Origin of the sequence: Blautia sp. MCC283 (genome assembly GCF_018785565.1) — a bacterium.
Classification (GTDB): domain Bacteria; phylum Bacillota; class Clostridia; order Lachnospirales; family Lachnospiraceae; genus Blautia_A.
Window position 1 is genome coordinate 20,057 of record NZ_WQQB01000040.1, and the last position, 20,073, is coordinate 40,129.

Consider the following 20,073-nt stretch of genomic DNA (forward strand, 5'->3'; position numbering starts at 1 on the left):
GTACAGCATTGAATATTTTTATGGGTTCGTTCGTTATTTTGTTTTTGCTCTTTTGTATGTTTTTGCAGGGAAGAGTACAGTCAGGAATAATGCTGATAATTACGCTGATCTTAGCAATGGGACTGGCAGTCCTGGGATATCTGCAGCATTCTTATGGTTTTATGATCGTGACAGCTGTTTTGGGTGGCTTTATTGCAATGATTGGAGTTTCCAGTATAAGTGCAGATTCGAATCCGGGGTATATTATTCTGACACTTATGACAGAAGCATCTGAAACAGAAAAAATCCTGCTTCTGGCAGGAAGCGTGTTGCTGGCAGTTTGTGGGATCGTGGTTCAGATGCAGTCAGATACCTGGAGAAATCCGGAGGCGGAAACGAAGCAGATATATACACTGATCTCTTATATAAACACATTTCTGGATAATGATAATGTAAGCCTGATCGCCAGTGTACTATCCCTTATTGCGATTCCCTATTGCGGATACATGTTAAAGAATAATATGGGATATATGCTTACAGGAATTGCGTCAGCTGTTTCTGTATTTATCCTGATACAGTGGACAAGAAAACGGGAATATTTGAAAATTATGCTTTTTCAGGTTTTCTATATGGCAGGATATCTGCTGGTGGAATATGCAGTATATAATGGAATGTATGTAAAAGGACAATACCTTGCTGCATTTCTGTATCTCTGGAAATATATGGCTGCCTGGGCTGTACTGTATCTGGAATATGAGATCCTGGGAATCAGGAACCGTTTGTCAATGGTTCTTATCGCCGGATTCTTTTCCAGATATCTTGTACGGATGATCGTTACTGGAAAACCGGAGATCATGATGTTTACCGGTGATATTATATTCTGGTTTGTATCTTTTGTTCTGTATGTGATCGTCTGGTGGAATGAAGACGAAATAAGTACAAATTGAAAAATCCGATCCACAACGCAAGTGGATCGGATTTTTTGTGCCGTATGGAAATATGTGCGATCAGTGGATCCCCATCCCCGCAACAAAGAAATACATCACAACAAAGTGGCATACACTTCCCAGCATAACAAAGATATGGAATACTTCATGGGAACCAAAGTTTTTATGTTTCGCATTGAAGATCGGAAGCTTCAGTGCGTAGATCACACCGCCGATAGTGTAAATAATACCGCCTGCCAGAAGCCATCCGAAACCTGCCCGCGGCAGATTGTGGAAGATCGGTACAAAAGCCAGGACACACAGCCAGCCCATTCCAATATAGATTACGGAGGAAAGCCATTTCGGGCAGTTGATCCAGCAGCCTTTGAGGATCATGCCGATGATGGCAACAGTCCATACCAGTGCACAGAGGATGTAACCGGTGCGGCCGTGAAGGACGATCAGGCATACCGGTGTATAGCTGCCTGCGATCATCACGAAGATCATCATGTGATCCATTTTTTTCAGGCGGCGGTTCACCTTGACGGTGGAATTTACAGAATGGTAAAGAGTGCTTGCCAGATAAAGCAGGATCATGGTGAGGATAAAAACACTCACTGCAAAAACGTGAAGGATATCTGCGCTTCTGGCAGCTTTCACGATCAGCGGAGTAGCTCCGGCCACTGCGAGGAGCATGGCGATTCCATGAGTAATGGCACTTCCAGGGTCTTTTAATTTAAGTTTCATATAAAAAACACCTCCTGTATGATATTCCGCAGGAATCTGTTGTACGGATGCGGAATAGCAGTCAAATAACAATGTAGAAATTGATAAAATAACATGTAGTATTAAAAACTATATAATAAGTATACAAATACTATACCACTATTATTCGAAAATGCAAGCCTTTTTTTCGCTGAAAATTTAATCGGGATTTTACAAAGTCTTGCACTGAAATAAACATTGGATAGCTATACTGGTAGCATTGCAGGCAAATTCCGGGCAGATCAGGGGAAAAGCAGATATCGCGGAACAAATGCCGGCGTTACAATAACAGAGCCTGCCGAAAAAGAAAAATATACGGTGGCACAGGAGGAGAAAATGGCAGATACAATATACATGAACAGGGAATTATCCTGGCTGAAATTTAATGAGAGAGTACTTGAGGAAGCTGAGAATCCGGAAAATCCGCTGTGTGAACGTCTCACATTTGCTTCGATCTATCAGAGCAACCTGGATGAATTTTATATGGTACGTGTGGGATCTCTTGTGGATCAGATGCTTCTTGCAAAAGATATCCGTGAAAACAAAACCAATATGACACCAAAGGAACAGTTGGATGCAATCCTTGCAAGAACTAAAAAGCTGAACCGGAAAAGAGATGTGGTCTATGAAGAGATCATGGAAAGCCTGGAAGAATATGGCGTACATATGCTGAATTTCCATAAGATCGAAAAAGAAGACCGCAATTATCTGGAACGTTATTTTGAGGCAGAAGTGGCTCCAGTTATTTCTCCGTCTATCGTCGGAAAAAGGCAGCCGTTTCCATTTCTCCGAAATAAAGAAATCTATGCAGTAGTAGTTCTGGAAACAAAAAAAGGAAAGGAAAAACTGGGTATCATTCCGTGCAGCAGTGCAGGCATCCAGCGCCTCATCCCGGTTCCCGGAAAAACAGGCACTTACATGCTGTCTGAAGAACTGATCCTTCACTTTGTTTCAAAAATCTTCAAAGGCTATCACATCAAGGCAAAATCTCTGCTCCGTATTACCAGAAATGCAGATATTGACGCAGACGCTCTTTACGATGAAGATCTGGATTACCGTGAATTTATGGTAGAGCTGATCAAGGCAAGGAAGAAACTGGCACCGATCCGTCTGGAACTGTCAAGAGAAATGGACGGAGATGTTGTTGAAACACTTTGCGAGTATCTGGAAGTGGACAAGAATTTTGTATTCCGTGGAGATATCCCGCTGGATCTTTCTTTTGTATTCCAGATCCAGGACGGCCTGAGAAAAAGAACAGAGCTTTTTTATGAAAAAAGGATTCCTCAGAAATCACCAATGTTTAACAGCCATGAACCGATCCTTGACCAGATCGCGAAAAAAGACCGTTTTCTTTCCTATCCATATGAGAGTATCAAACCGTTTCTTACAATGCTTCATGAAGCAGCCAATGATGAGGATGTCGTTTCCATCAAGATGACTCTTTACCGTGTAGCGAAACAGAGTAAGGTTGTGGAAGCTCTGATCGAAGCGGCAGAAAATGGAAAAGAAGTGTTCGTTCTGGTGGAGCTGAAGGCACGTTTTGATGAGGAAAACAATATTGGATGGTCCAGACTTCTGGAAGATGCGGGCTGTCATGTGATCTATGGTCTGGATGGTTACAAAGTACATTCCAAACTTTGCCAGATCATGAAGAAAAAAGACGGAAATGTGGAATATTATACACAGATCGGAACTGGAAACTACAACGAAAAAACAGCCCGTCTGTATACAGACCTTTCTTTGATGACTGCTGATCCGAAGATCGGAACAGAAGCAGCAAGAGTATTTCAGGCACTGGCAATGGGAGAAACGGTTGAAGATATGGACCATCTTCTTGTGGCACCAAAATGTCTCCAGAACAAAGTACTTGCCATGATCGATGAAGAGATCGAACATGCCAAAGTTGGAGAACAGGCATATATCGGGCTGAAAATGAATTCTCTGACAGACAAGCGTATTATGAACAAACTGGTGGAAGCATCCTGCGCGGGAGTACACATTGATATGGTTGTCCGCGGTATCTGCTGTCTGATCCCGGGAGTAAAAGGTCAGACAGAAAACATCCACATTATCAGTATTGTAGGACGTTTTCTGGAGCATTCCCGTATTTACATTTTCGGAACACAGGAGAGGGCAAAGATCTATATTTCATCTGCGGACTTTATGACAAGAAATACCCTTCGCCGTGTGGAAGTGGCAGCTCCTATCGAAGACCCGGATATCCGGATGCAGATCCAGGAAATGTTCGTGACAATGCTCAGTGATAACCGCAAAGCGAGGACCATGAACAATAAGGGAAATTATAAGATCGAACCATCCGATAATGCTCCATTGAACTCCCAGGAAGTATTTCTGGAGCAGGCATATGACAACGCAGCTCCTGTTGTTATGGAGAAATAAGAAAACAGAATATAAAAAGCGGGGTTTTTCTTTGATAATATGTCTGTACTGTGATAAGATAAAAACAGTGTTCCTGCAAATGAGTGCAGGCGGAAGGGAGAATTTATGGCACACAGGAAAGTAGTGCTTTGTCTGTTAGGCGCGACTCTGGCAGCATCCCTGTTCAGTGGATGTTCCGGAAAAAAGTCGGACCCTGTTACAGTTACAGTATGGACATATTATAATGGCGATCAGCTGGATACTTTTAAAGACTTGACAGAGAAATTTAATGACACAGTTGGAAAGAAAGACGGCATCACCGTAGAAACCAAGAGTCTTGGAACCGCAGAAGATCTGGAACAAAATGTCCTTGCTGCAGCGGATGGTGAGGTAGGGGCGTCCGAAGTACCGAATATTTTTTCGGCTTACTCAGATACAGCCTATACCATGGATCAGAAGGACATGCTCGTAGACCTTTCCGGTTATCTTACAGATAAAGAAAAAAGTGAATATGTAGAAGAATATCTGAAAGAGGGAGATTTCTCGGACGACGGAAGTAAAATGTTCTGACGTCCAATCAGGAGCTGTCAGCTTTGCAGGAATATGTCAATGAGGAGGCACAGAACCTTATTGATTCCGGACAGATCCGAATTGAAGATATCGGAAATAATAAAGAATCTTATCTGCCGCTGATGGAAAATATCTGCAGCAAAACCGTCCGGTAAAGAAACTTTCTGATGAGGTAGAAGAGGCACAGAAGAATAACAGCACTTCGCTCCGCTTTTCCGACACGGGAATCCGGGAACTTGACCAGTTTGCCGGAGCAATTACGCAGATGAACCAGGACATGCTTACCATATCTACGAAGTTCTTAAGGATCATGGAAATGGCAAGTGTAGAACTTGGAGGTTTTGAAGTTCGATCGGAGAATGAAAGCGTTTATGTAACAGATAACTTTTTTTCTATGCTGGGCAAAAAGGAACTGTCGGAAAAATCAATGACAGGAAAAGATTTTATGGAATTTTTGGATTCCTATAATAAAAGCTGCCATCACACGGTTAGAGGAGATGGTTCCAGAGTTTACAGTGTGATCCATAATAGCGGAGAAATACGATATGTCCGCATGGAGATCAAGACAGAACCGGATCGGCAGATCGGCCTTGTGGAGGATGTTACAAAAGTTACCAGGGAGCGTATGAATATTGAACATGAAAGGGATTATGATACGCTTACAGGACTTTACAACAGGCGGGCATTCCAGAGAGAAAGTGAAAAACTGTTCCGTGAGCATCCGGAGAAACACAACTGCGAAAGCAGTTTTTGCAGTTGATGAAGAGGGAAGATATTGCCTATTATTATCAGCCTATTGTATCGGCGGTTACAGGTAAGATCAGAGCTCTGGAAGCATTGATGCGTGTAGAAATGTCAATGCTGAAATCCCCGGAAGATGTATTGTGTCTTGCAAAAGAAGAAAAATGCCTTCATGATCTGGAAAGAATCACTTTTTTCTGCGCGGCAGAAGGATATTGCAGACTTCGGGCAAATGGAAAAGTAAGAGGTGATGAGCTTCTGTTTGTAAATTCCATTGCAAGTGAGAACATGACAGATGAGGAATGCAGAGAATTCAGGCAGAGATATTTGGATATCCGGTCTCAGCTGGTTCTTGAGATCACAGAACAGGAACTTCTCAGCAAAGAAGCTCTTGAAAGAAAAACGTCAAAAGGATTTCTGGGTGCGGTCGCTCTGGATGATTATGGAAGCGGATACAACAGTGAAAAAAGTCTTCTGGCACTTTCACCGAAGTATATTAAGGTGGATATGGTGATCATCCGTGATATTGATACGGATATAGATAAACAGCAGATCGTAGCAAACATTGTGAAGTATGCACATCAGCGTGGAATGTATATTGTTGCGGAAGGCGTGGAGACAGCGGAAGAGCTTAAAAAAGTTCTTGAGCTGGAGGTAGATCTGCTTCAGGGATATTATCTTTCACGGTCGGCAGCAACGCCTGGAGCGATTAATCCGGATGCTTTGAAGATCATTGAAGAAAACAGGAAAAGATAAAAAAGAAAGTCGGGAAGAGCAGGTTTTCCCGGCTTTTTTTATACATATTTCTCCCAGTTTTTCACATAATAACCATACGGATAAAAGATAAACAGATAAAAGATACAGGAGGAATATTAGAAGATGAAAGCAACGGGAATTGTTCGTCGGATCGATGACCTGGGCAGGGTGGTGATCCCGAAAGAGATACGTAAAACGCTGCGGATCAAAGAGGGGACACCGATGGAGATCTATACAGACCGGGAAGGACAGATCATTCTGAAAAAATATTCGCCCATCGGAGAGTTGAATACTTTTGCCCGGGAATATGTGGAGGCACTGGTGCAGACTACCGGGCTGGCGGCATGTATCACAGATCGTGATCTGGTGGTGGCGGCAGCAGGAAGCGGAAGCCGGGAACTGGAAGGAAAAGAGATCAGCCGGGAACTGGACATGGTTATATCCGGGCGGGAAGGAAAGATGATCGATGGAAAAAGTCGGGATAATATATCGGTCATTTCCGGAGATATGGATTCTTACTGCGGAAAAATGATACAGCCGATCCTGTGTGCCAGTGATGCCATCGGTTCCGTGATCCTTCTTGGAAAAAATGAGAAAACGATCCTGGGGGATAAGGAACGGGTTCTTGTCCGCACAGCGGCCAGTTTTCTGGGACGGCAGATGGAGCAGTAAAGCAAGTCTGCTGTGCAGATGTAATGTTGCTGTTCAGGGTGGCGGCGAACATCTCGCGGGAAAGTTGTGGTATTCTTCCAGAGTCAGGTTGGTGATGGTAAGCCAGGAGGCCAGCGGTTTTGTCACATAGCGGATATGCCAGGGCTCATAGGGGACGCCAGTGATCTCCTCCCGGTTTTTCGGATACCGGAGAATAAAACCGTAGAGCGGAGCGTTCTTTTTCAGCCACCTGCCTTCACCGGTTTCGGAAAACTTTTCGGAGAGTTCCATATGGATGGAAGGACAGGAAACGTCCAGAGCAAGTCCGCTCTGATGCTCACTTGTTCCTGGCTTTGCCACAAAAGGGCTTCCTGTAAAAAGTTCCTGTTGCCGCCTGAAAGAGCGGTATCCGGAAACTGCCCACAGATTCAGGCCACATCGGTGGCAGGCGTGAAAAAGCTGGGAGGCGGCTCTGGCGGCCTGACATTCCAGCAGTCGTTTCGGATCGCCAGGGGCAGCTTCAAATGGCAGACCGATATCAATGAGATGCTCCGGTACAAAGGTTTCCGGCAGAGGATGCTCCCGGTTGATCAGACGGATGTAAAAATCTCTGTGCATAAAAAACCCCCTTTCCTTATCCATAAGCTTATGAAAAGGAAAGGGGGTTTATGATTGGAGATTTTTTTCTTTTACAGAGTTTTTTCGCTCATTTCTTCCAACAGAGCTTTTTTCATGTCATAAAGCGGCTGGGAAAGATCTACATATACTTTCTGAGGATTTACAAAACGTCTGGACTCATCCCACAGTGTGTTCTGTTCCTGCCTGCAGTAGTCACGAAGCTCCATGACGGATGGAGATTTGTAAATGCTCTTGCCGTTTTTGATCACTGGAACAAGAAGCTCTCGAAGTTCGTAGGTTCCGCCCAGGACTTTGGTCTTTTTCCATGTGTCAACCGGGTCGAAGATAACCATGGTTTCTTCCGGATCAAATTTCTCATCTGCCAGGCAGATCAGGTCTGCTTTGATCTTTCCGGTCTTCTTGCTGTAGATACGGTATACCGTCTTGTTGCCCGGGTTGGTAACTTTCTCTGTGTTTTCGGAAAGTTTGATCTTCGGCTGGAAGGTGTCACTGTCAGCGTCTTTTACAGCGGCAAGTTTGTATACGCCGCCGAATGCCGGATTGTCATCGGCTGTGATCAGTTTGGTTCCGACACCCCAGGAATTGATCTTGGCATCCTGAGCTTTCAGGCTCTCGATAAGGTATTCATCAAGATCGCTGGATGCAGAGATGGTAGCATCGTCAAAACCGGCAGCAGCCAGCATCTTGTAGGCTTTTTTGGAAAGGTATGCAAGGTCACCGCTGTCGATACGGATTCCGTAATTCTTCAGCTGGATGCCTTCCTCACGCATCTCTTCGAATACACGGATTGCGTTGGGAACACCGGATTTCAGGACATCGTAGGTGTCAACCAGAAGAGTACAGGAATTCGGGTAAAGTTTCGCATAAGTCTTAAATGCGGTGTACTCATCCGGGAAGCTCATGATCCAGGAATGAGCATGGGTTCCAAGAACAGGAACGTTAAACATCTGGCCGGTCAGTACGTTGGAAGTACCGGCACATCCGCCGATCACTGCAGCTCTGGCACCGAAGATTCCGGCATCCGGACCCTGGGCACGGCGAAGACCGAATTCCATGATCGGATCACCCTTGGCTGCGTGGCATACACGTGCTGCCTTGGTGGCGATCAGGCTCTGATGGTTCATGATGTTCAGAATTGCGGTTTCTACAAGCTGAGCCTCCATGATCGGTGCGATAACTTTGACCATTGGTTCTCTCGGGAAGATTACGGTTCCTTCCGGGATCGCGTAGATATCACCGGTGAATTTGAAGTTGCTCAGGTACTCAAGGAAATCTTCCTCAAAGATGCCAAGGCTTCTCAGATAGGTGATGTCTTCTTCTGCGAAACGGAGATTCTCGATGTATTCGATCATCTGCTCCAGTCCGGCACAGATAGCAAAACCACCGCCACATGGATTGTTGCGGTAGAACATATCAAAGATAACAGTCTGGTTGGTCGGGTTTTTGAAATAGCCCTGCATCATGGTAAGCTCATAGAGGTCCGTGAGCAGAGTAAGGTTATTTGCTCGCATAAAGTTCTCCTTTAAGTGCCTCCGGATATTGTGACCGGAGGAAAATACACGGTAGTTTCCGTTCTTTTTTTATAAGGCTTATTATAACACAAAGGAGGGGATTGTAAAATTTTTTTTACAGAAGGGTCAGATTTTTTGATGTGCATAAAAATGGATAATTTTCATACTTTTTTTATTAGAAAAAGGTTACATAAAATTGACACCGGAAAATGAATGGATTATTATAAATGTATAAAAAATTTGAGCAGGAGACGGCAATGGGTGATAATATTTTTCTGAAGGAAATGAAAGAAATCCAGTTTGAGGATTATTTTAAATATGATGCCAAATGCAGAGGAAATCTGGGAGATGAGCTTCCGGTAATGGTATATCGGATGCTGGAGTATTCCCTGAAAGACGAACTGAAAAACCGGTTTGGAAAAGAGGTTCAGATTGAGGTATTCCGGAGTGCAGGACGTAAAGCCGGAGAATATTTTGCAAAAAACATGCTGGATCTGGATGTGCCGCTGGATCAGTTTGTCAATGAACTTCAGAAAAAAATGCAGGAGCTGAAAATCGGGGTTCTCCGTATTGAGGATGTAAATGAAGAAACCGGAAAAATTATCCTGACCGTTGCGGAAGATGCAGACTGTTCAGGGCTTCCTGTTCTCGGGGAAACCGTATGTAATTATGATGAAGGTTTTATAGCAGGAATCCTTTCTCTGTACTCCGGAAAGCCGTACACGGCGGTAGAAGTTGACTGCTGGGCAACGGGAGACAGAGTTTGCCGTTTTCATGCAGATGTACAGGAATGATCGGAATAGAGGTTTGATAAATGGAAGACAGAAACTGCGAACTGTTATTTGAATATCTGAGATCAATTTTATACGACTCTGAGGTAAAGCCTTTGGAGATAGACAGTCTGGATGAGCCTTTTCAGAAACTCGGAATGGGTTTGCAGTATCTGGAAACGGCAGTAAAGGAAATGAAACAATGTTCTGCCGCATTATCCAAAGGAGACCTTTCCAGCTTTAAGCCCGCCAGAGAGAATTTTCTGTGTGAAAATCTCAAAAATATCCATGCGAACCTGAATCATCTGACCTGGCAGGCCAAGCAGGTAGCCAAGGGGGATTATTCCCAGACAGTTTCTTATCTGGGGGAATTTTCGGAAGCTTTTAATACCATGACAGAGCAGCTCCGGGAAAGAGAAAAGTCCCTGAAGCTTATTGCCGAGCAGGAGAAGAAACATGCAGAGATGGCGGAGAGCTACAGCCAGCTTCTGATGGAACTGATCGCGAGAAGTGAAAAGTAGATCCTGGTGATTAGTCTGGACGGAAAGAGCCTTCTGTACAGCAACCGGAGAACGGAGGATGAAGTACGGAACTGGGATGTTTATAAGCAGTGGATCGGTCAGATTGAGCAGAAAACGCAGAAGAATAACAGACGAAAGGAACTGTATGAATGGAAGTGGGAAGCAGAAGATTCTGATCACCGATTTTATGCCATTACTACCGGCAAGATGAAATGGCAGGGTGAATGGGCTTATGTGAATATTGTTCAGGAAGTTACAGAGACGAGAGTTAAGGAAGAACAGCTGAAAGCAGAAGCATACCAGGATATGCTTACCAGGATCGGAAACCGTTTTTATCTGAAAGAAAAGGCAGAAGAGATTCTGCAAACAGGGGAGCAGATTTCGGTCTGCTACTGTGACCTGGATCACCTGAAATATATCAATGATACGTTTGGACATCAGGAGGGTGATGCATATATCCGCTTTTTTGTCAGGATCGTAAATGAAAATATCCGTGAAGAAGATATTTTTGCCCGGATTGGTGGAGATGAATTTTGCATTCTGATGCGGGATTGTGCAGGCGATGATGCAAGGAAGCGCCTGTCAGATATTCAGAAACAGTTTGTCCTGAGAGAAAAAACAAATTATGCCCGCAGTTTCAGTTGCGGAATTGTAGGAGTTCCCCGGAATCATGATAAGGTAGATCTGGATACATTGCTTCATGAGGCTGACGAAGTGATGTATAATCAGAAGAGGGAACATAAAAAAGAATATCAGAGTGAACTTGGAATATAAATATTTGTTTTACTGTATAACTGAAAAATGCCGGGAAGCCGCATAAAATAAGGCTTCCCGGCACTTTGGAAAAGTTTTTTAGAAAAAAATAAAAAAATTTAAAAAAAGGGGTTGCAATTTTAAAAAAGCTGTTATATAATATCATTCGTCGCAAGCGATAAGGCAAGCGAAACAAAAACACATAGGGCTATCGCCAAACGGTAAGGCAACGGACTCTGACTCCGTCAGTTCAAGGTTCGAATCCTTGTAGCCCTGCTTCTTGAGCACCTCGATGAGAGGTGCTTTTTTGTTCTATGAAATAAGAGAAAAAACAAGTGTGTTTCTTTAGAACAAGTGATACAATAAATTTGCAGACAGTATAACAGGAGGCACATTATGAGCTACAGTTTTGAAAGTCGCGTAAGATTCAGTGAGATCGGAGAGAATGGCTGCCTGACGCTGCCGGGAGTTCTGGATTATTTTCAGGACTGCTGTACCTTTGAATCTGAACAGACAGGTCTCGGAATGGAAGCATTAAAGGTACAGAAAAGAGCCTGGGTACTTTCCGCATGGCAGGTAATTGTGAAGAGATATCCGAAGCTTGGTGAAAATATAAAAGTAACGACCATTCCTTATGGATTCCGTGGTTTCATCGGAATGCGTAATTTTATTCTTGAGACAGCGGATGGCGAGAGACTGGCCTGGGCGAATTCTTACTGGTCCTTTATCAACACAGAGACAGGACTTCCGGAAAAGCTGACAGCAGCAGATACCGACCCTTATGACCTGGGCGAGAAGATGGAAATGGATTATGCACCGAGAAAGATCGCACTTCCGAAAGAACGGAAGCCGCAGGAATCTTTTGCCGTACAGAAACATCATCTGGATACGAACCACCACGTAAACAACTGCCAGTATATCCGAATGGCAGCTGATTTTCTGCCGGAGGATTTTGCGGTCCATCAGCTTCGTGTGGAGTACAAGAGACAGGCTGTCCTTGGAAATGTAATGATTCCGGAAGTATATATGGAAGCAAATAAGGCAACGGTAGTTCTCAATGCGGAAGATCAGGAACCCTACGCTGTGGTGGAATTTACAAAGTAATCAGAGCTGTTTTAAACAGCATGGATATATTACGAAGTGGATTGTAAAGACACTTTATAAAAGGGAGGAAACGCAATGCTGGAAAAATTAAAAGAAGAAGTTTACAGAGCAAACATGGATCTGCCGAAATATGGCCTGGTTACGTTTACCTGGGGAAATGTCAGCGGCATCGACAGAGAAAAAGGACTTTTTGTCATCAAACCAAGCGGTGTGGATTATGATAAACTGACACCGGAAGACATGGTTGTTGTTGACCTTGAGGGAAACAAGGTTGAGGGTAAATACAATCCATCTTCTGATACAGCCACACATGTGGTACTTTACAATGCGTTTCCGAATATCGGAGGTATTGTGCATACTCATTCATCCTGGGCTACAAGCTGGGCACAGGCAGGAAGATCCATTCCGTGTTACGGAACCACACATGCGGACTATATTTACGGAGAAGTTCCATGCGTGCGTAACCTGACAAAAGATGAGATCGAGGAAGCCTATGAGAAAAATACCGGTATTCTCATTGCCGACTATTTCAAAGATAAAGATTACGAAGCAGTTCCGGCAGTCCTCTGCAAAAACCACGGACCGTTTACCTGGGGAAAAGATGCACATGAGGCTGTTCACAACGCAGTTGTCCTGGAAGAAGTTGCCAAGATGGCTTCCCGCTGCGAGCTGATCAATCCGGATGTAAAACCGGCGCCGCAGGAGCTTCAGGATAAACATTACTACAGAAAACATGGCGCAAATGCCTACTATGGACAGGGAAATAAATAAGAAAAAAAAGAAGCAGAAGAATGTCACATGGAAAAGTGTGGCATTCTTTTTTTGTGGAATATAAATTGTGGAGAGGTGCCGTTTACGGGCGGGCAGTAATTCAGAATGGAATAACTGTTTTACTGATACAATAGTGTCCTGTAAAAGATACTATCCAGGGTAAAACAATGAAGAAATGTTCATTTTTTGTCGAAAAAAACCAGATTTGCTGACCTTTAACACAGGTGCCATCAAAATATGTGCTAATGTCAAGAAAAATGCAGAACATTAACACATTTTGGAAAACAGGTGGCAGGATGAAAATTTACACTTATCAGGGAAGAAAGAACGTTTCCGGAGAAAAAATACGTCAGATGAGAAATATAAAACGGATGTCACAGTCAGATCTGGCGGCAAAAATGCAGGTGGAAGGTGTGATGCTGGAACGTGACAGTATCAGCAGGATCGAAGGCGGAGAACGTTTTGTGGCAGATTATGAACTGAGAGTGTTTGCAAAAGTGCTGGGTGTGGATGTGAAGTGGTTGCTGAACGAAGAGTGCTCCTGAGATCAGCAGCATGATAATTGGTATGACTGATATTTATACAGCAAACTACTTGATATTTATGTCGGAAACTGCTACAGTATAAAGAAAAAAGGCGACCGGGAAACCTTGCGGGGGTAAACGGTCACGGATAAAGAGATAGAGGCGCGGATTTTATCAGTATTTATGGACGAGAGGCCCTGGCAGGCTGTCCATAAAGAAAGGAAAATCTGCCGAAGTGCTCTGAAAGGCCAGATGACAGGGTACTGGGATAACGCAGAATATGCGTTGTACTGTCACGGATGTGGAGCGCTATCGTAAGTTGAATAAAGAAGATTATTTAACCGGAGGTGTTCTTAAGAAGGGACAGCCTCCGTTTTTTTGTCCCCGAAAAGGGAGGAGAAAAATGAGTAAAAAAGCAGGAACAGCATTGTCTGTTATGGCAATGGTATTCATGGGCGCACTGGCAAGTCCCCTGACTGTGCTGGCTGCGGATGCGGAGGAGACTTATCAGCCTGCTCTGTATGCAACAATCTGGGCACTGCTTCCACCTCTTGTAGCGATCATCCTTGCGCTGATCACAAAAGAAGTATACAGTTCTCTGTTTGTGGGAATTGTAGTAGGAGCACTGCTTTATTCCGGATTCAAATTCGAAGGAACCGTAACACAGATTTTTGAGGGAGGAATCATCAAGGTTCTTTCTGACAGCTATAACGTAGGTATCCTGATCTTCCTGGTAATCCTGGGATCTGTGGTATGTATGATGAACAAGGCCGGCGGCTCCGCCGCATTCGGACGATGGGCCAGCAAAAAGATCCACACTCGTGTGGGCGCGGAACTTGCAGCGATCATCCTTGGAATCCTGATCTTCATTGACGATTATTTTAACTGCCTAACAGTAGGAAGCGTTATGCGTCCGGTAACTGACAGACATCACGTATCCAGAGCGAAATTTGCATACCTGATTGATGCAACAGCTGCTCCGGTATGTATCATCGCACCGATCTCATCCTGGGCAGCAGCAGTCAGCGGATTCGTAGAAGGACAGGATGGACTTGCAATCTTTGTAAGAACCATTCCGTATAACTTTTACGCAATTCTCACGATCGTAATGATGGTTGGCATGGTGCTGATGAAAACCGAATTTGGTGCCATGAAAACACATGAGATCAACGCACTGAACGGAGATCTTTATACAACATCTGCAAGACCTTATGAGAATGCAACGGATGATGAGACACCGAATCCAAGAGGAAGGGTGATCGATCTTGTGATCCCGATCGTTGTGCTTGTTATCTGCTGTGTCATCAGTATGATCTACACAGGAGGATTTTTCAGCGGAACAGATTTTGTTACCGCATTTTCACAGAGTGATGCCTCTACAGGCCTTGCAATGGGAAGTGCCTTTGGTCTGGTGTTTGCCATTATCTTCTATATGATCCGCCGTGTGGTCAATTTCAGAGACTGTATGGGATGCATCCCGGAAGGCTTCAAGGCTATGGTACCGGCGATCATGATCCTGACCTTTGCATGGACACTGAAGGCTATGACAGACTCACTTGGTGCAGCGGTATTCGTAGAAGAAGCAATGCGTTCTGTTGCCGGTGGTATTGAAGTTATCCTTCCGGCCATTATTTTCCTGGTTGGATGCGGACTTGCATTTGCTACAGGTACTTCCTGGGGAACTTTTGGTATCCTGATCCCGATCGTTGTTGCGGTATTTGAGAAATCCAGCCCTGAGATGATGATCATTTCCATGTCCGCCTGCATGGCAGGTGCAGTTTGCGGAGACCACTGCTCACCGATCTCTGATACAACGATCATGGCTTCCGCAGGAGCACAGTGTGATCATGTGACTCACGTTTCCACACAGCTTCCGTATGCGATCCTGGCTGCGGCAGTATCCTTTGTAACTTATATTGTTGCAGGCTTTGTAAAAACAGCATGGATCGCTCTTCCGGTGGGAATCGTGCTGATGCTGATTGTACTTTTTGTCATCAAGATGAAAAACCCGATGCCGATTGAGAAACCGACAGAATAAATTAATAAAAAAACAGATGGACCGGATGCGGATCACAGATATCCGCATAACCGACCGATAAAAGGCAGTGACGGAAAGAAATTTCCAAAGCTGCCTTTTTTGTGCTTTCTATAATAATTCTCTTATGTTATAATGCAGGACAGACAGCAAACAGTAAATGAACATATATATTTTTTAGGAACAGGAGTAAGAATGATAGAATTAGGTAAAAAACAGAAATTACTGGTTGTAAAAACCGTAGATTTCGGAATATATCTTGGAGAGGACCGAAACGCACCTCAGAACGAGCGTGTGCTTCTTCCGTCCAAACAGGTGCCGGAAGGAACCAAAGTAGGTGATGAGATCGAGGTATTCATCTACAAAGATTCCCAGGACAGACTGATCGCTACTACTCGTGAGCCGATGCTCCAGGTAGGACAGACAGCAGTCCTCAAGGTTAAACAGGTCACCAGGATCGGAGCTTTTCTTGACTGGGGACTGGAGAAGGATCTTCTTCTTCCGTATCATGAGCAGACTAACAGAGTCCGTGAAGGTGAGGAATGTCTGGTAGCTCTTTATGTAGATAAGAGCAGCAGACTCTGTGCAACTATGAAAGTGTACCATTATCTTTCCACCAGAACTCCTTATGTACCGGGAGATATGGTGAAGGGCCGTGTCTATGAGATCAGCGGAAACTTCGGTGTATTTGTTGCGGTAGATGATAAATATTCCGCACTGATCCCTGCAAGAGAGGCAACCGGCAAGTACAGACCGGGAACCGTTCTTGACCTTCGTGTCACAGAGGTAAAAGAGGATGGAAAGATGAATGTCAGTGACCGTCAGAAAGCTTACATCCAGATCAATGAGGATGCAGAGAGCGTACTCAGCGTAATCGAGGAATTTGCAGGCGTGCTGCCGTTTGATGACCATGCTTCACCGGAAGTCATCAAGAGAGAGTTTGGCCTCAGCAAGAACGCATTCAAGCGTGCAGTGGGCCATCTGATGAAAGAAGGAAAAGTAGAGATCCGTGACAGAAGGATCTACATTAAAAAATAACAAGGTGTTGACCGGCTCCGGATCAGACACGCTCCGGCACGTTCAGAGAAAAGTGCAGAGCGGGGAGGATCCGGAGCCCTGTTTTTACAATAAGGAGAGAAAAATTTGGAGTTTACACATTTACATGTCCATACAGAATACAGTCTTCTGGATGGCTCCAATAAGATCAAAGAATATGTGGCCAGAGTAAAAGAACTGGGTATGGACAGCGCGGCGATCACCGATCATGGTGTTATGTACGGTGTGATCGATTTTTACAGGGCTGCCAGAGAAGCCGGGATCAATCCCATCCTGGGATGCGAGGTTTATGTGGCTCCGGGTTCCCGTTTTGACCGGGAAGTGGGAAGTGGCGATGACCGTTATTACCATCTGGTTCTGCTGGCCGAGAATAATCAGGGATACAGCAATCTGATGAAGATCGTATCCAAGGCATTTGTGGAAGGCTTTTATTACAAGCCACGTGTGGATCTGGAACTTCTGGAAAAATATCACGAGGGGATTATTGCCTTAAGTGCCTGCCTGGCAGGAGAGGTCGCAAGGTATCTTGCCCGTGGAATGTATGAGGATGCAAAAATCGCAGCCCTGCGTTATCAGGATATTTTTGGAAAAGGAAATTTCTTCCTGGAGCTTCAGGATCATGGAATTCCGGAGCAGCAGACGGTAAACCAGCAGCTTCTCCGCATGCACAGAGAGACAGGAATCGACCTGGTTGCTACCAATGACGTGCATTATACCATGGCTGAGGATGCGGAGCCCCATGACGTGCTCCTCTGTCTGCAGACCCAGAAAAAACTCAGCGATGAGAACAGAATGCGCTATGAGGGCGGCCAGTATTATGTGAAATCTCCAGAAGAGATGGCGAGACTTTTTCCATATGCTCTGGAAGCTCTGGAAAATACCCACAAGATCGCGCTGCGCTGCCACGTGGAGATCGAATTCGGCGTGACCAAGCTGCCGAAATATGATGTGCCCGACGGACTGACCTCCTGGGAGTATCTGAACAAGCTTTGCCATGAAGGGCTGGAACAGCGTTATCATCCGGTAACCGATGCGCTGAAAAAACGCCTGGATTATGAGCTGTCCACCATCAAAAACATGGGATATGTAGATTACTTCCTCATTGTGTGGGACTTCATCAAATATGCCAGAGACAATGATATCATGGTCGGCCCTGGACGAGGTTCTGCCGCAGGAAGTCTGGTTGCTTATACCCTTGGAATCACCCAGCTGGACCCGATCCGGTATGATCTTCTCTTTGAGCGTTTCCTGAATCCGGAACGAGTATCCATGCCGGATATTGATGTGGACTTCTGCTTTGAACGAAGACAGGAAGTTATCGATTATGTACGGCGGAAATATGGCGATGACTGCGTGGTTCAGATCGTTACCTTCGGTACTTTGGCAGCCCGCGGTGTGATCCGTGATGTAGGCCGTGTTCTGGACATGCCTTATGCCCAGGTAGACACCATCGCCAAGATGGTTCCACAGGAGCCAAATATCACCATTGATAAGGCACTGGGAATGAATCCGGAGTTCCGGAAAGCCTATGAGGAACAGGAAGATATCCACCGCCTGATCGACCTTGCCAAGCGTCTGGAGGGTCTGCCAAGACATACTTCCATGCATGCAGCAGGTGTTGTGATCAGCCAGAAAGACGTATCGGAATACGTACCTCTTTCCAGAGCCCAGGACGGTTCCATTGTCACGCAGTTTACCATGACAACACTGGAAGAGCTGGGACTTCTGAAAATGGATTTCCTGGGGTTACGTACCCTGACCGTTATCCAGAACGCGGTAAAAATGATAGAACAGAGTACCGGCGTTTTCCTGGATATGCAGAAAATTGATTACAACGACAAAAAAGTACTGGATTCTCTCGGAACAGGACGTACTGACGGCGTGTTCCAGCTCGAGAGTGCCGGAATGAAAAACTTCATGAAGGAACTGAAGCCTCAGAGCCTTGAGGATGTCATCGCGGGAATTTCCCTTTACCGTCCGGGTCCCATGGATTTCATTCCGCAGTACATCCGCGGAAAAAACCGTCCGGATACCATCCGTTATGACTGCCCGCAGATGGAGCCCATCCTGAAGCCGACCTATGGCTGTATCGTATACCAGGAGCAGGTTATGCAGATCGTCCGTGATCTTGCAGGCTATACTCTTGGACGAAGCGACCTGGTGCGCCGTGCCATGTCCAAGAAGAAAGCTTCTGTTATGGCAAAAGAGCGCCAGAATTTCGTTTACGGAAATGTGGAAGAGGGGGTTCCGGGCTGTATCGCCAACGGCATTTCCGAGGAGATCGCAAACAAGATCTACGATGAGATGACAGACTTTGCGAAGTATGCTTTCAATAAGTCTCACGCTGCCGCTTATGCGGTGGTTTCCTATCAGACCGCATATCTGAAATACTACTATCCGGTAGAATTCATGGCTGCGCTGATGACGTCCGTTGTGGAAATGCCAAACAAGGTAGCGGAGTATATTTCCGTATGCCGTCAGATGGGAATCCAGATCCTTCCGCCGGATATCAATCATGGCATGTATGGTTTTTCTGTTGACAACGGTGCCATCCGCTATGCACTTTCTGCTATCAAGAGTATCGGCCGCCCGGTTATTGAGGGGATTGTGCGGGAACGAGAGGAGCACGGGGAATATACTTCCCTGAAAACTTTTGTGGAGCGAAATATTGATCAGATCAACAAACGTGTTGTGGAAAATCTGATCAAGGCCGGAGCACTGGACTGTCTGGAAGGAAACCGGAAACAGAAGATGACCATATATACGCAGATCATCGACAGTATCAACCAGGACAAAAAGCACACCATGGCCGGACAGTTGAGCCTTTTTGATATTGCTTCTGAGGAAGATAAAAAGGAATTTGAGATCCGTATGCCGCAGGTTGAGGAATATCCGAAAGAGATCATCCTGACCTTCGAAAAAGAAGTTCTTGGCATTTATCTCAGCGGCCATCCACTGGAGCGCTACCGGAATATGATGGAAAAAATGATCTCTGCAAAAACGTCGGATTTCCAGCCGGATGATGAAACCGGAATTCCGGAAGTCTACGATAACCAGAAAGTGATCGTAGGCGGAATGATTACGGATAAAACCATAAAATATACAAAGAATAATAAGGTAATGGCGTTCCTTACCGTAGAAGATCTGGTAGGCACCGTGGAAGTTGTGGTATTTCCGCGTGATTACGAAAAATGCCAGATGTTCCTGAACGAAGATGCCAGACTTTTCATCCAGGGAAGAGTATCTGCGGAAGACGACAAAGCCAGCAAACTGATCCTGGAAAAAGTCCGTACCTTCGATGATATGCCAAAAGAACTGTGGATCCAGTTCGAAAGCCGGGAAGACTACGCAAAAGCCGAGACCGGTCTGGTAGATGATCTGATGTCATCCAGAGGAAACAGCAGTGTGGTTATTTATCTCAAAGATGTCAAGGCAATGAAGAAACTTCCGCCTGCCTATCAGGTCCATATCGAGGATTCCTGGCTGGAACACATGTGTGAAAAATATGGAAGTTCCAATGTTAAAATTGTGGACAGAGTATTGAAAAACTTATAAAAATGCTATAAACTATATCCGAATATGTGTATTACAATAGGTTGTTTCATAAGATGGAGGATAACAA

General features: G+C 45.0%; 19 protein-coding genes, 1 tRNA gene and 1 riboswitch. Of the genes, 17 read left to right on the forward strand and 3 right to left on the reverse strand.

What is annotated here, in order from left to right; all coding sequences use genetic code 11:
- Positions 1 to 89 precede the first annotated feature (89 nt).
- On the forward strand, positions 90 to 926 hold the full coding sequence (locus tag GPK81_RS12480; RefSeq protein WP_174088439.1) for a hypothetical protein: 837 nt from the start codon (positions 90 to 92) through the stop codon (positions 924 to 926).
- Between the two features lie 60 nt (positions 927 to 986).
- Here the strand turns inward: GPK81_RS12480 and trhA are convergent, their stop codons facing one another.
- Positions 987 to 1,652 (reverse strand): PAQR family membrane homeostasis protein TrhA, encoded by a 666-nt coding sequence (trhA, locus tag GPK81_RS12485; RefSeq protein WP_174088438.1) that lies wholly within the window; start codon positions 1,650 to 1,652, stop codon positions 987 to 989.
- Positions 1,653 to 1,955: 303 nt separating this feature from the next.
- On the opposite strand from trhA, the gene ppk1 reads away from it, so the two are divergent.
- The 6 genes from ppk1 to GPK81_RS12510 all read left to right on the forward strand — a co-directional run bounded on the left by ppk1 (position 1,956) and on the right by GPK81_RS12510 (position 6,788).
- The gene (gene ppk1 / locus GPK81_RS12490) at positions 1,956 to 4,070 is read left to right on the forward strand and encodes a polyphosphate kinase 1 (RefSeq protein WP_278308515.1); all 2,115 of its coding nucleotides are present in this window, start codon (positions 1,956 to 1,958) and stop codon (positions 4,068 to 4,070) included.
- A 105-nt stretch (positions 4,071 to 4,175) separates the two neighbouring features.
- A complete protein-coding gene (locus GPK81_RS12495) occupies positions 4,176 to 4,619 on the forward strand; it encodes a hypothetical protein (protein WP_147343516.1) in 444 nt (147 codons plus the stop codon).
- A gap of 23 nt (positions 4,620 to 4,642) precedes the next feature.
- Positions 4,643 to 4,774 (forward strand): hypothetical protein, encoded by a 132-nt coding sequence (locus GPK81_RS18185; RefSeq protein WP_255493958.1) that lies wholly within the window; start codon positions 4,643 to 4,645, stop codon positions 4,772 to 4,774.
- 110 nt (positions 4,775 to 4,884) lie between these two features.
- Positions 4,885 to 5,379, forward strand: a complete 495-nt coding sequence (locus tag GPK81_RS12500) for a hypothetical protein (protein WP_215707163.1) — start codon at positions 4,885 to 4,887, stop codon at positions 5,377 to 5,379.
- On the forward strand, positions 5,379 to 6,116 hold the full coding sequence (locus GPK81_RS12505) for an EAL domain-containing protein (RefSeq protein ID WP_252196651.1): 738 nt from the start codon (positions 5,379 to 5,381) through the stop codon (positions 6,114 to 6,116). Before GPK81_RS12500 ends, GPK81_RS12505 begins: the two co-directional genes overlap by 1 nt.
- A gap of 123 nt (positions 6,117 to 6,239) precedes the next feature.
- Positions 6,240 to 6,788, forward strand: coding sequence for a stage V sporulation T C-terminal domain-containing protein (locus GPK81_RS12510; protein ID WP_021975964.1), 549 nt, complete (start codon positions 6,240 to 6,242; stop codon positions 6,786 to 6,788).
- A gap of 33 nt (positions 6,789 to 6,821) precedes the next feature.
- Here GPK81_RS12510 and GPK81_RS12515 read toward each other — a convergent pair whose 3' ends face one another.
- On the reverse strand, positions 6,822 to 7,385 hold the full coding sequence (locus tag GPK81_RS12515) for a M15 family metallopeptidase (protein WP_021975963.1): 564 nt from the start codon (positions 7,383 to 7,385) through the stop codon (positions 6,822 to 6,824).
- 71 nt (positions 7,386 to 7,456) lie between these two features.
- The gene (locus GPK81_RS12520; protein ID WP_118063344.1) at positions 7,457 to 8,917 is read right to left on the reverse strand and encodes a nicotinate phosphoribosyltransferase; all 1,461 of its coding nucleotides are present in this window, start codon (positions 8,915 to 8,917) and stop codon (positions 7,457 to 7,459) included.
- A 257-nt stretch (positions 8,918 to 9,174) separates the two neighbouring features.
- On the opposite strand from GPK81_RS12520, the gene GPK81_RS12525 reads away from it, so the two are divergent.
- The 10 genes from GPK81_RS12525 to GPK81_RS12570 all read left to right on the forward strand — a co-directional run bounded on the left by GPK81_RS12525 (position 9,175) and on the right by GPK81_RS12570 (position 20,006).
- Positions 9,175 to 9,711, forward strand: a complete 537-nt coding sequence (locus GPK81_RS12525) for a V4R domain-containing protein (protein WP_243279002.1) — start codon at positions 9,175 to 9,177, stop codon at positions 9,709 to 9,711.
- Between the two features lie 20 nt (positions 9,712 to 9,731).
- Positions 9,732 to 10,208, forward strand: a complete 477-nt coding sequence (locus GPK81_RS12530; protein WP_195566850.1) for a hypothetical protein — start codon at positions 9,732 to 9,734, stop codon at positions 10,206 to 10,208.
- A 6-nt stretch (positions 10,209 to 10,214) separates the two neighbouring features.
- Complete coding sequence (locus GPK81_RS12535; protein WP_195566848.1) at positions 10,215 to 10,982, forward strand: GGDEF domain-containing protein; 768 nt, start codon at positions 10,215 to 10,217, stop codon at positions 10,980 to 10,982.
- 183 nt (positions 10,983 to 11,165) lie between these two features.
- Positions 11,166 to 11,237: transfer RNA gene (locus GPK81_RS12540), tRNA-Gln, on the forward strand.
- A 120-nt stretch (positions 11,238 to 11,357) separates the two neighbouring features.
- Positions 11,358 to 12,065 carry an acyl-[acyl-carrier-protein] thioesterase gene (locus tag GPK81_RS12545; protein ID WP_195566846.1) on the forward strand — a complete coding sequence of 236 codons (708 nt, stop codon included), beginning with the start codon at positions 11,358 to 11,360 and terminating at the stop codon, positions 12,063 to 12,065.
- 75 nt (positions 12,066 to 12,140) lie between these two features.
- On the forward strand, positions 12,141 to 12,836 hold the full coding sequence (locus tag GPK81_RS12550) for an L-ribulose-5-phosphate 4-epimerase (protein WP_275945130.1): 696 nt from the start codon (positions 12,141 to 12,143) through the stop codon (positions 12,834 to 12,836).
- A 296-nt stretch (positions 12,837 to 13,132) separates the two neighbouring features.
- Positions 13,133 to 13,381 (forward strand): helix-turn-helix domain-containing protein, encoded by a 249-nt coding sequence (locus tag GPK81_RS12555; RefSeq protein ID WP_021975957.1) that lies wholly within the window; start codon positions 13,133 to 13,135, stop codon positions 13,379 to 13,381.
- Between the two features lie 128 nt (positions 13,382 to 13,509).
- Positions 13,510 to 13,680: riboswitch (Lysine riboswitch) on the forward strand.
- Positions 13,681 to 13,811: 131 nt separating this feature from the next.
- Positions 13,812 to 15,398 carry a Na+/H+ antiporter NhaC family protein gene (locus GPK81_RS12560; RefSeq protein ID WP_442860746.1) on the forward strand — a complete coding sequence of 529 codons (1,587 nt, stop codon included), beginning with the start codon at positions 13,812 to 13,814 and terminating at the stop codon, positions 15,396 to 15,398.
- 192 nt (positions 15,399 to 15,590) lie between these two features.
- A complete protein-coding gene (locus GPK81_RS12565; RefSeq protein ID WP_118063352.1) occupies positions 15,591 to 16,433 on the forward strand; it encodes a CvfB family protein in 843 nt (280 codons plus the stop codon).
- A gap of 105 nt (positions 16,434 to 16,538) precedes the next feature.
- Positions 16,539 to 20,006: a DNA polymerase III subunit alpha gene (locus tag GPK81_RS12570; protein WP_178745485.1), complete on the forward strand. Its 3,468-nt coding sequence runs from the start codon at positions 16,539 to 16,541 to the stop codon at positions 20,004 to 20,006.
- Positions 20,007 to 20,073 lie beyond the last annotated feature (67 nt).

What these genes read in the sequence shown, in the direction of transcription:
- GPK81_RS12530 (WP_195566850.1), top strand. Translation starts at nt 9,732, where the DNA reads ATGGAAGACAGAAACTGCGAACTGTTATTTGAATATCTGAGATCAATT.
- GPK81_RS12520 (WP_118063344.1), bottom strand. Translation starts at nt 8,917, where the DNA reads ATGCGAGCAAATAACCTTACTCTGCTCACGGACCTCTATGAGCTTACC.
- GPK81_RS12500 (WP_215707163.1), top strand. Translation starts at nt 4,885, where the DNA reads ATGAACCAGGACATGCTTACCATATCTACGAAGTTCTTAAGGATCATG.
- GPK81_RS12495 (WP_147343516.1), top strand. Translation starts at nt 4,176, where the DNA reads ATGGCACACAGGAAAGTAGTGCTTTGTCTGTTAGGCGCGACTCTGGCA.
- GPK81_RS12525 (WP_243279002.1), top strand. Translation starts at nt 9,175, where the DNA reads ATGGGTGATAATATTTTTCTGAAGGAAATGAAAGAAATCCAGTTTGAG.
- GPK81_RS12505 (WP_252196651.1), top strand. Translation starts at nt 5,379, where the DNA reads ATGAAGAGGGAAGATATTGCCTATTATTATCAGCCTATTGTATCGGCG.
- GPK81_RS12515 (WP_021975963.1), bottom strand. Translation starts at nt 7,385, where the DNA reads ATGCACAGAGATTTTTACATCCGTCTGATCAACCGGGAGCATCCTCTG.
- GPK81_RS12510 (WP_021975964.1), top strand. Translation starts at nt 6,240, where the DNA reads ATGAAAGCAACGGGAATTGTTCGTCGGATCGATGACCTGGGCAGGGTG.
- GPK81_RS12565 (WP_118063352.1), top strand. Translation starts at nt 15,591, where the DNA reads ATGATAGAATTAGGTAAAAAACAGAAATTACTGGTTGTAAAAACCGTA.
- GPK81_RS12555 (WP_021975957.1), top strand. Translation starts at nt 13,133, where the DNA reads ATGAAAATTTACACTTATCAGGGAAGAAAGAACGTTTCCGGAGAAAAA.
- GPK81_RS12550 (WP_275945130.1), top strand. Translation starts at nt 12,141, where the DNA reads ATGCTGGAAAAATTAAAAGAAGAAGTTTACAGAGCAAACATGGATCTG.
- trhA (WP_174088438.1), bottom strand. Translation starts at nt 1,652, where the DNA reads ATGAAACTTAAATTAAAAGACCCTGGAAGTGCCATTACTCATGGAATC.
- GPK81_RS12545 (WP_195566846.1), top strand. Translation starts at nt 11,358, where the DNA reads ATGAGCTACAGTTTTGAAAGTCGCGTAAGATTCAGTGAGATCGGAGAG.
- GPK81_RS12560 (WP_442860746.1), top strand. Translation starts at nt 13,812, where the DNA reads ATGGGCGCACTGGCAAGTCCCCTGACTGTGCTGGCTGCGGATGCGGAG.
- GPK81_RS12480 (WP_174088439.1), top strand. Translation starts at nt 90, where the DNA reads ATGCTGATAATTACGCTGATCTTAGCAATGGGACTGGCAGTCCTGGGA.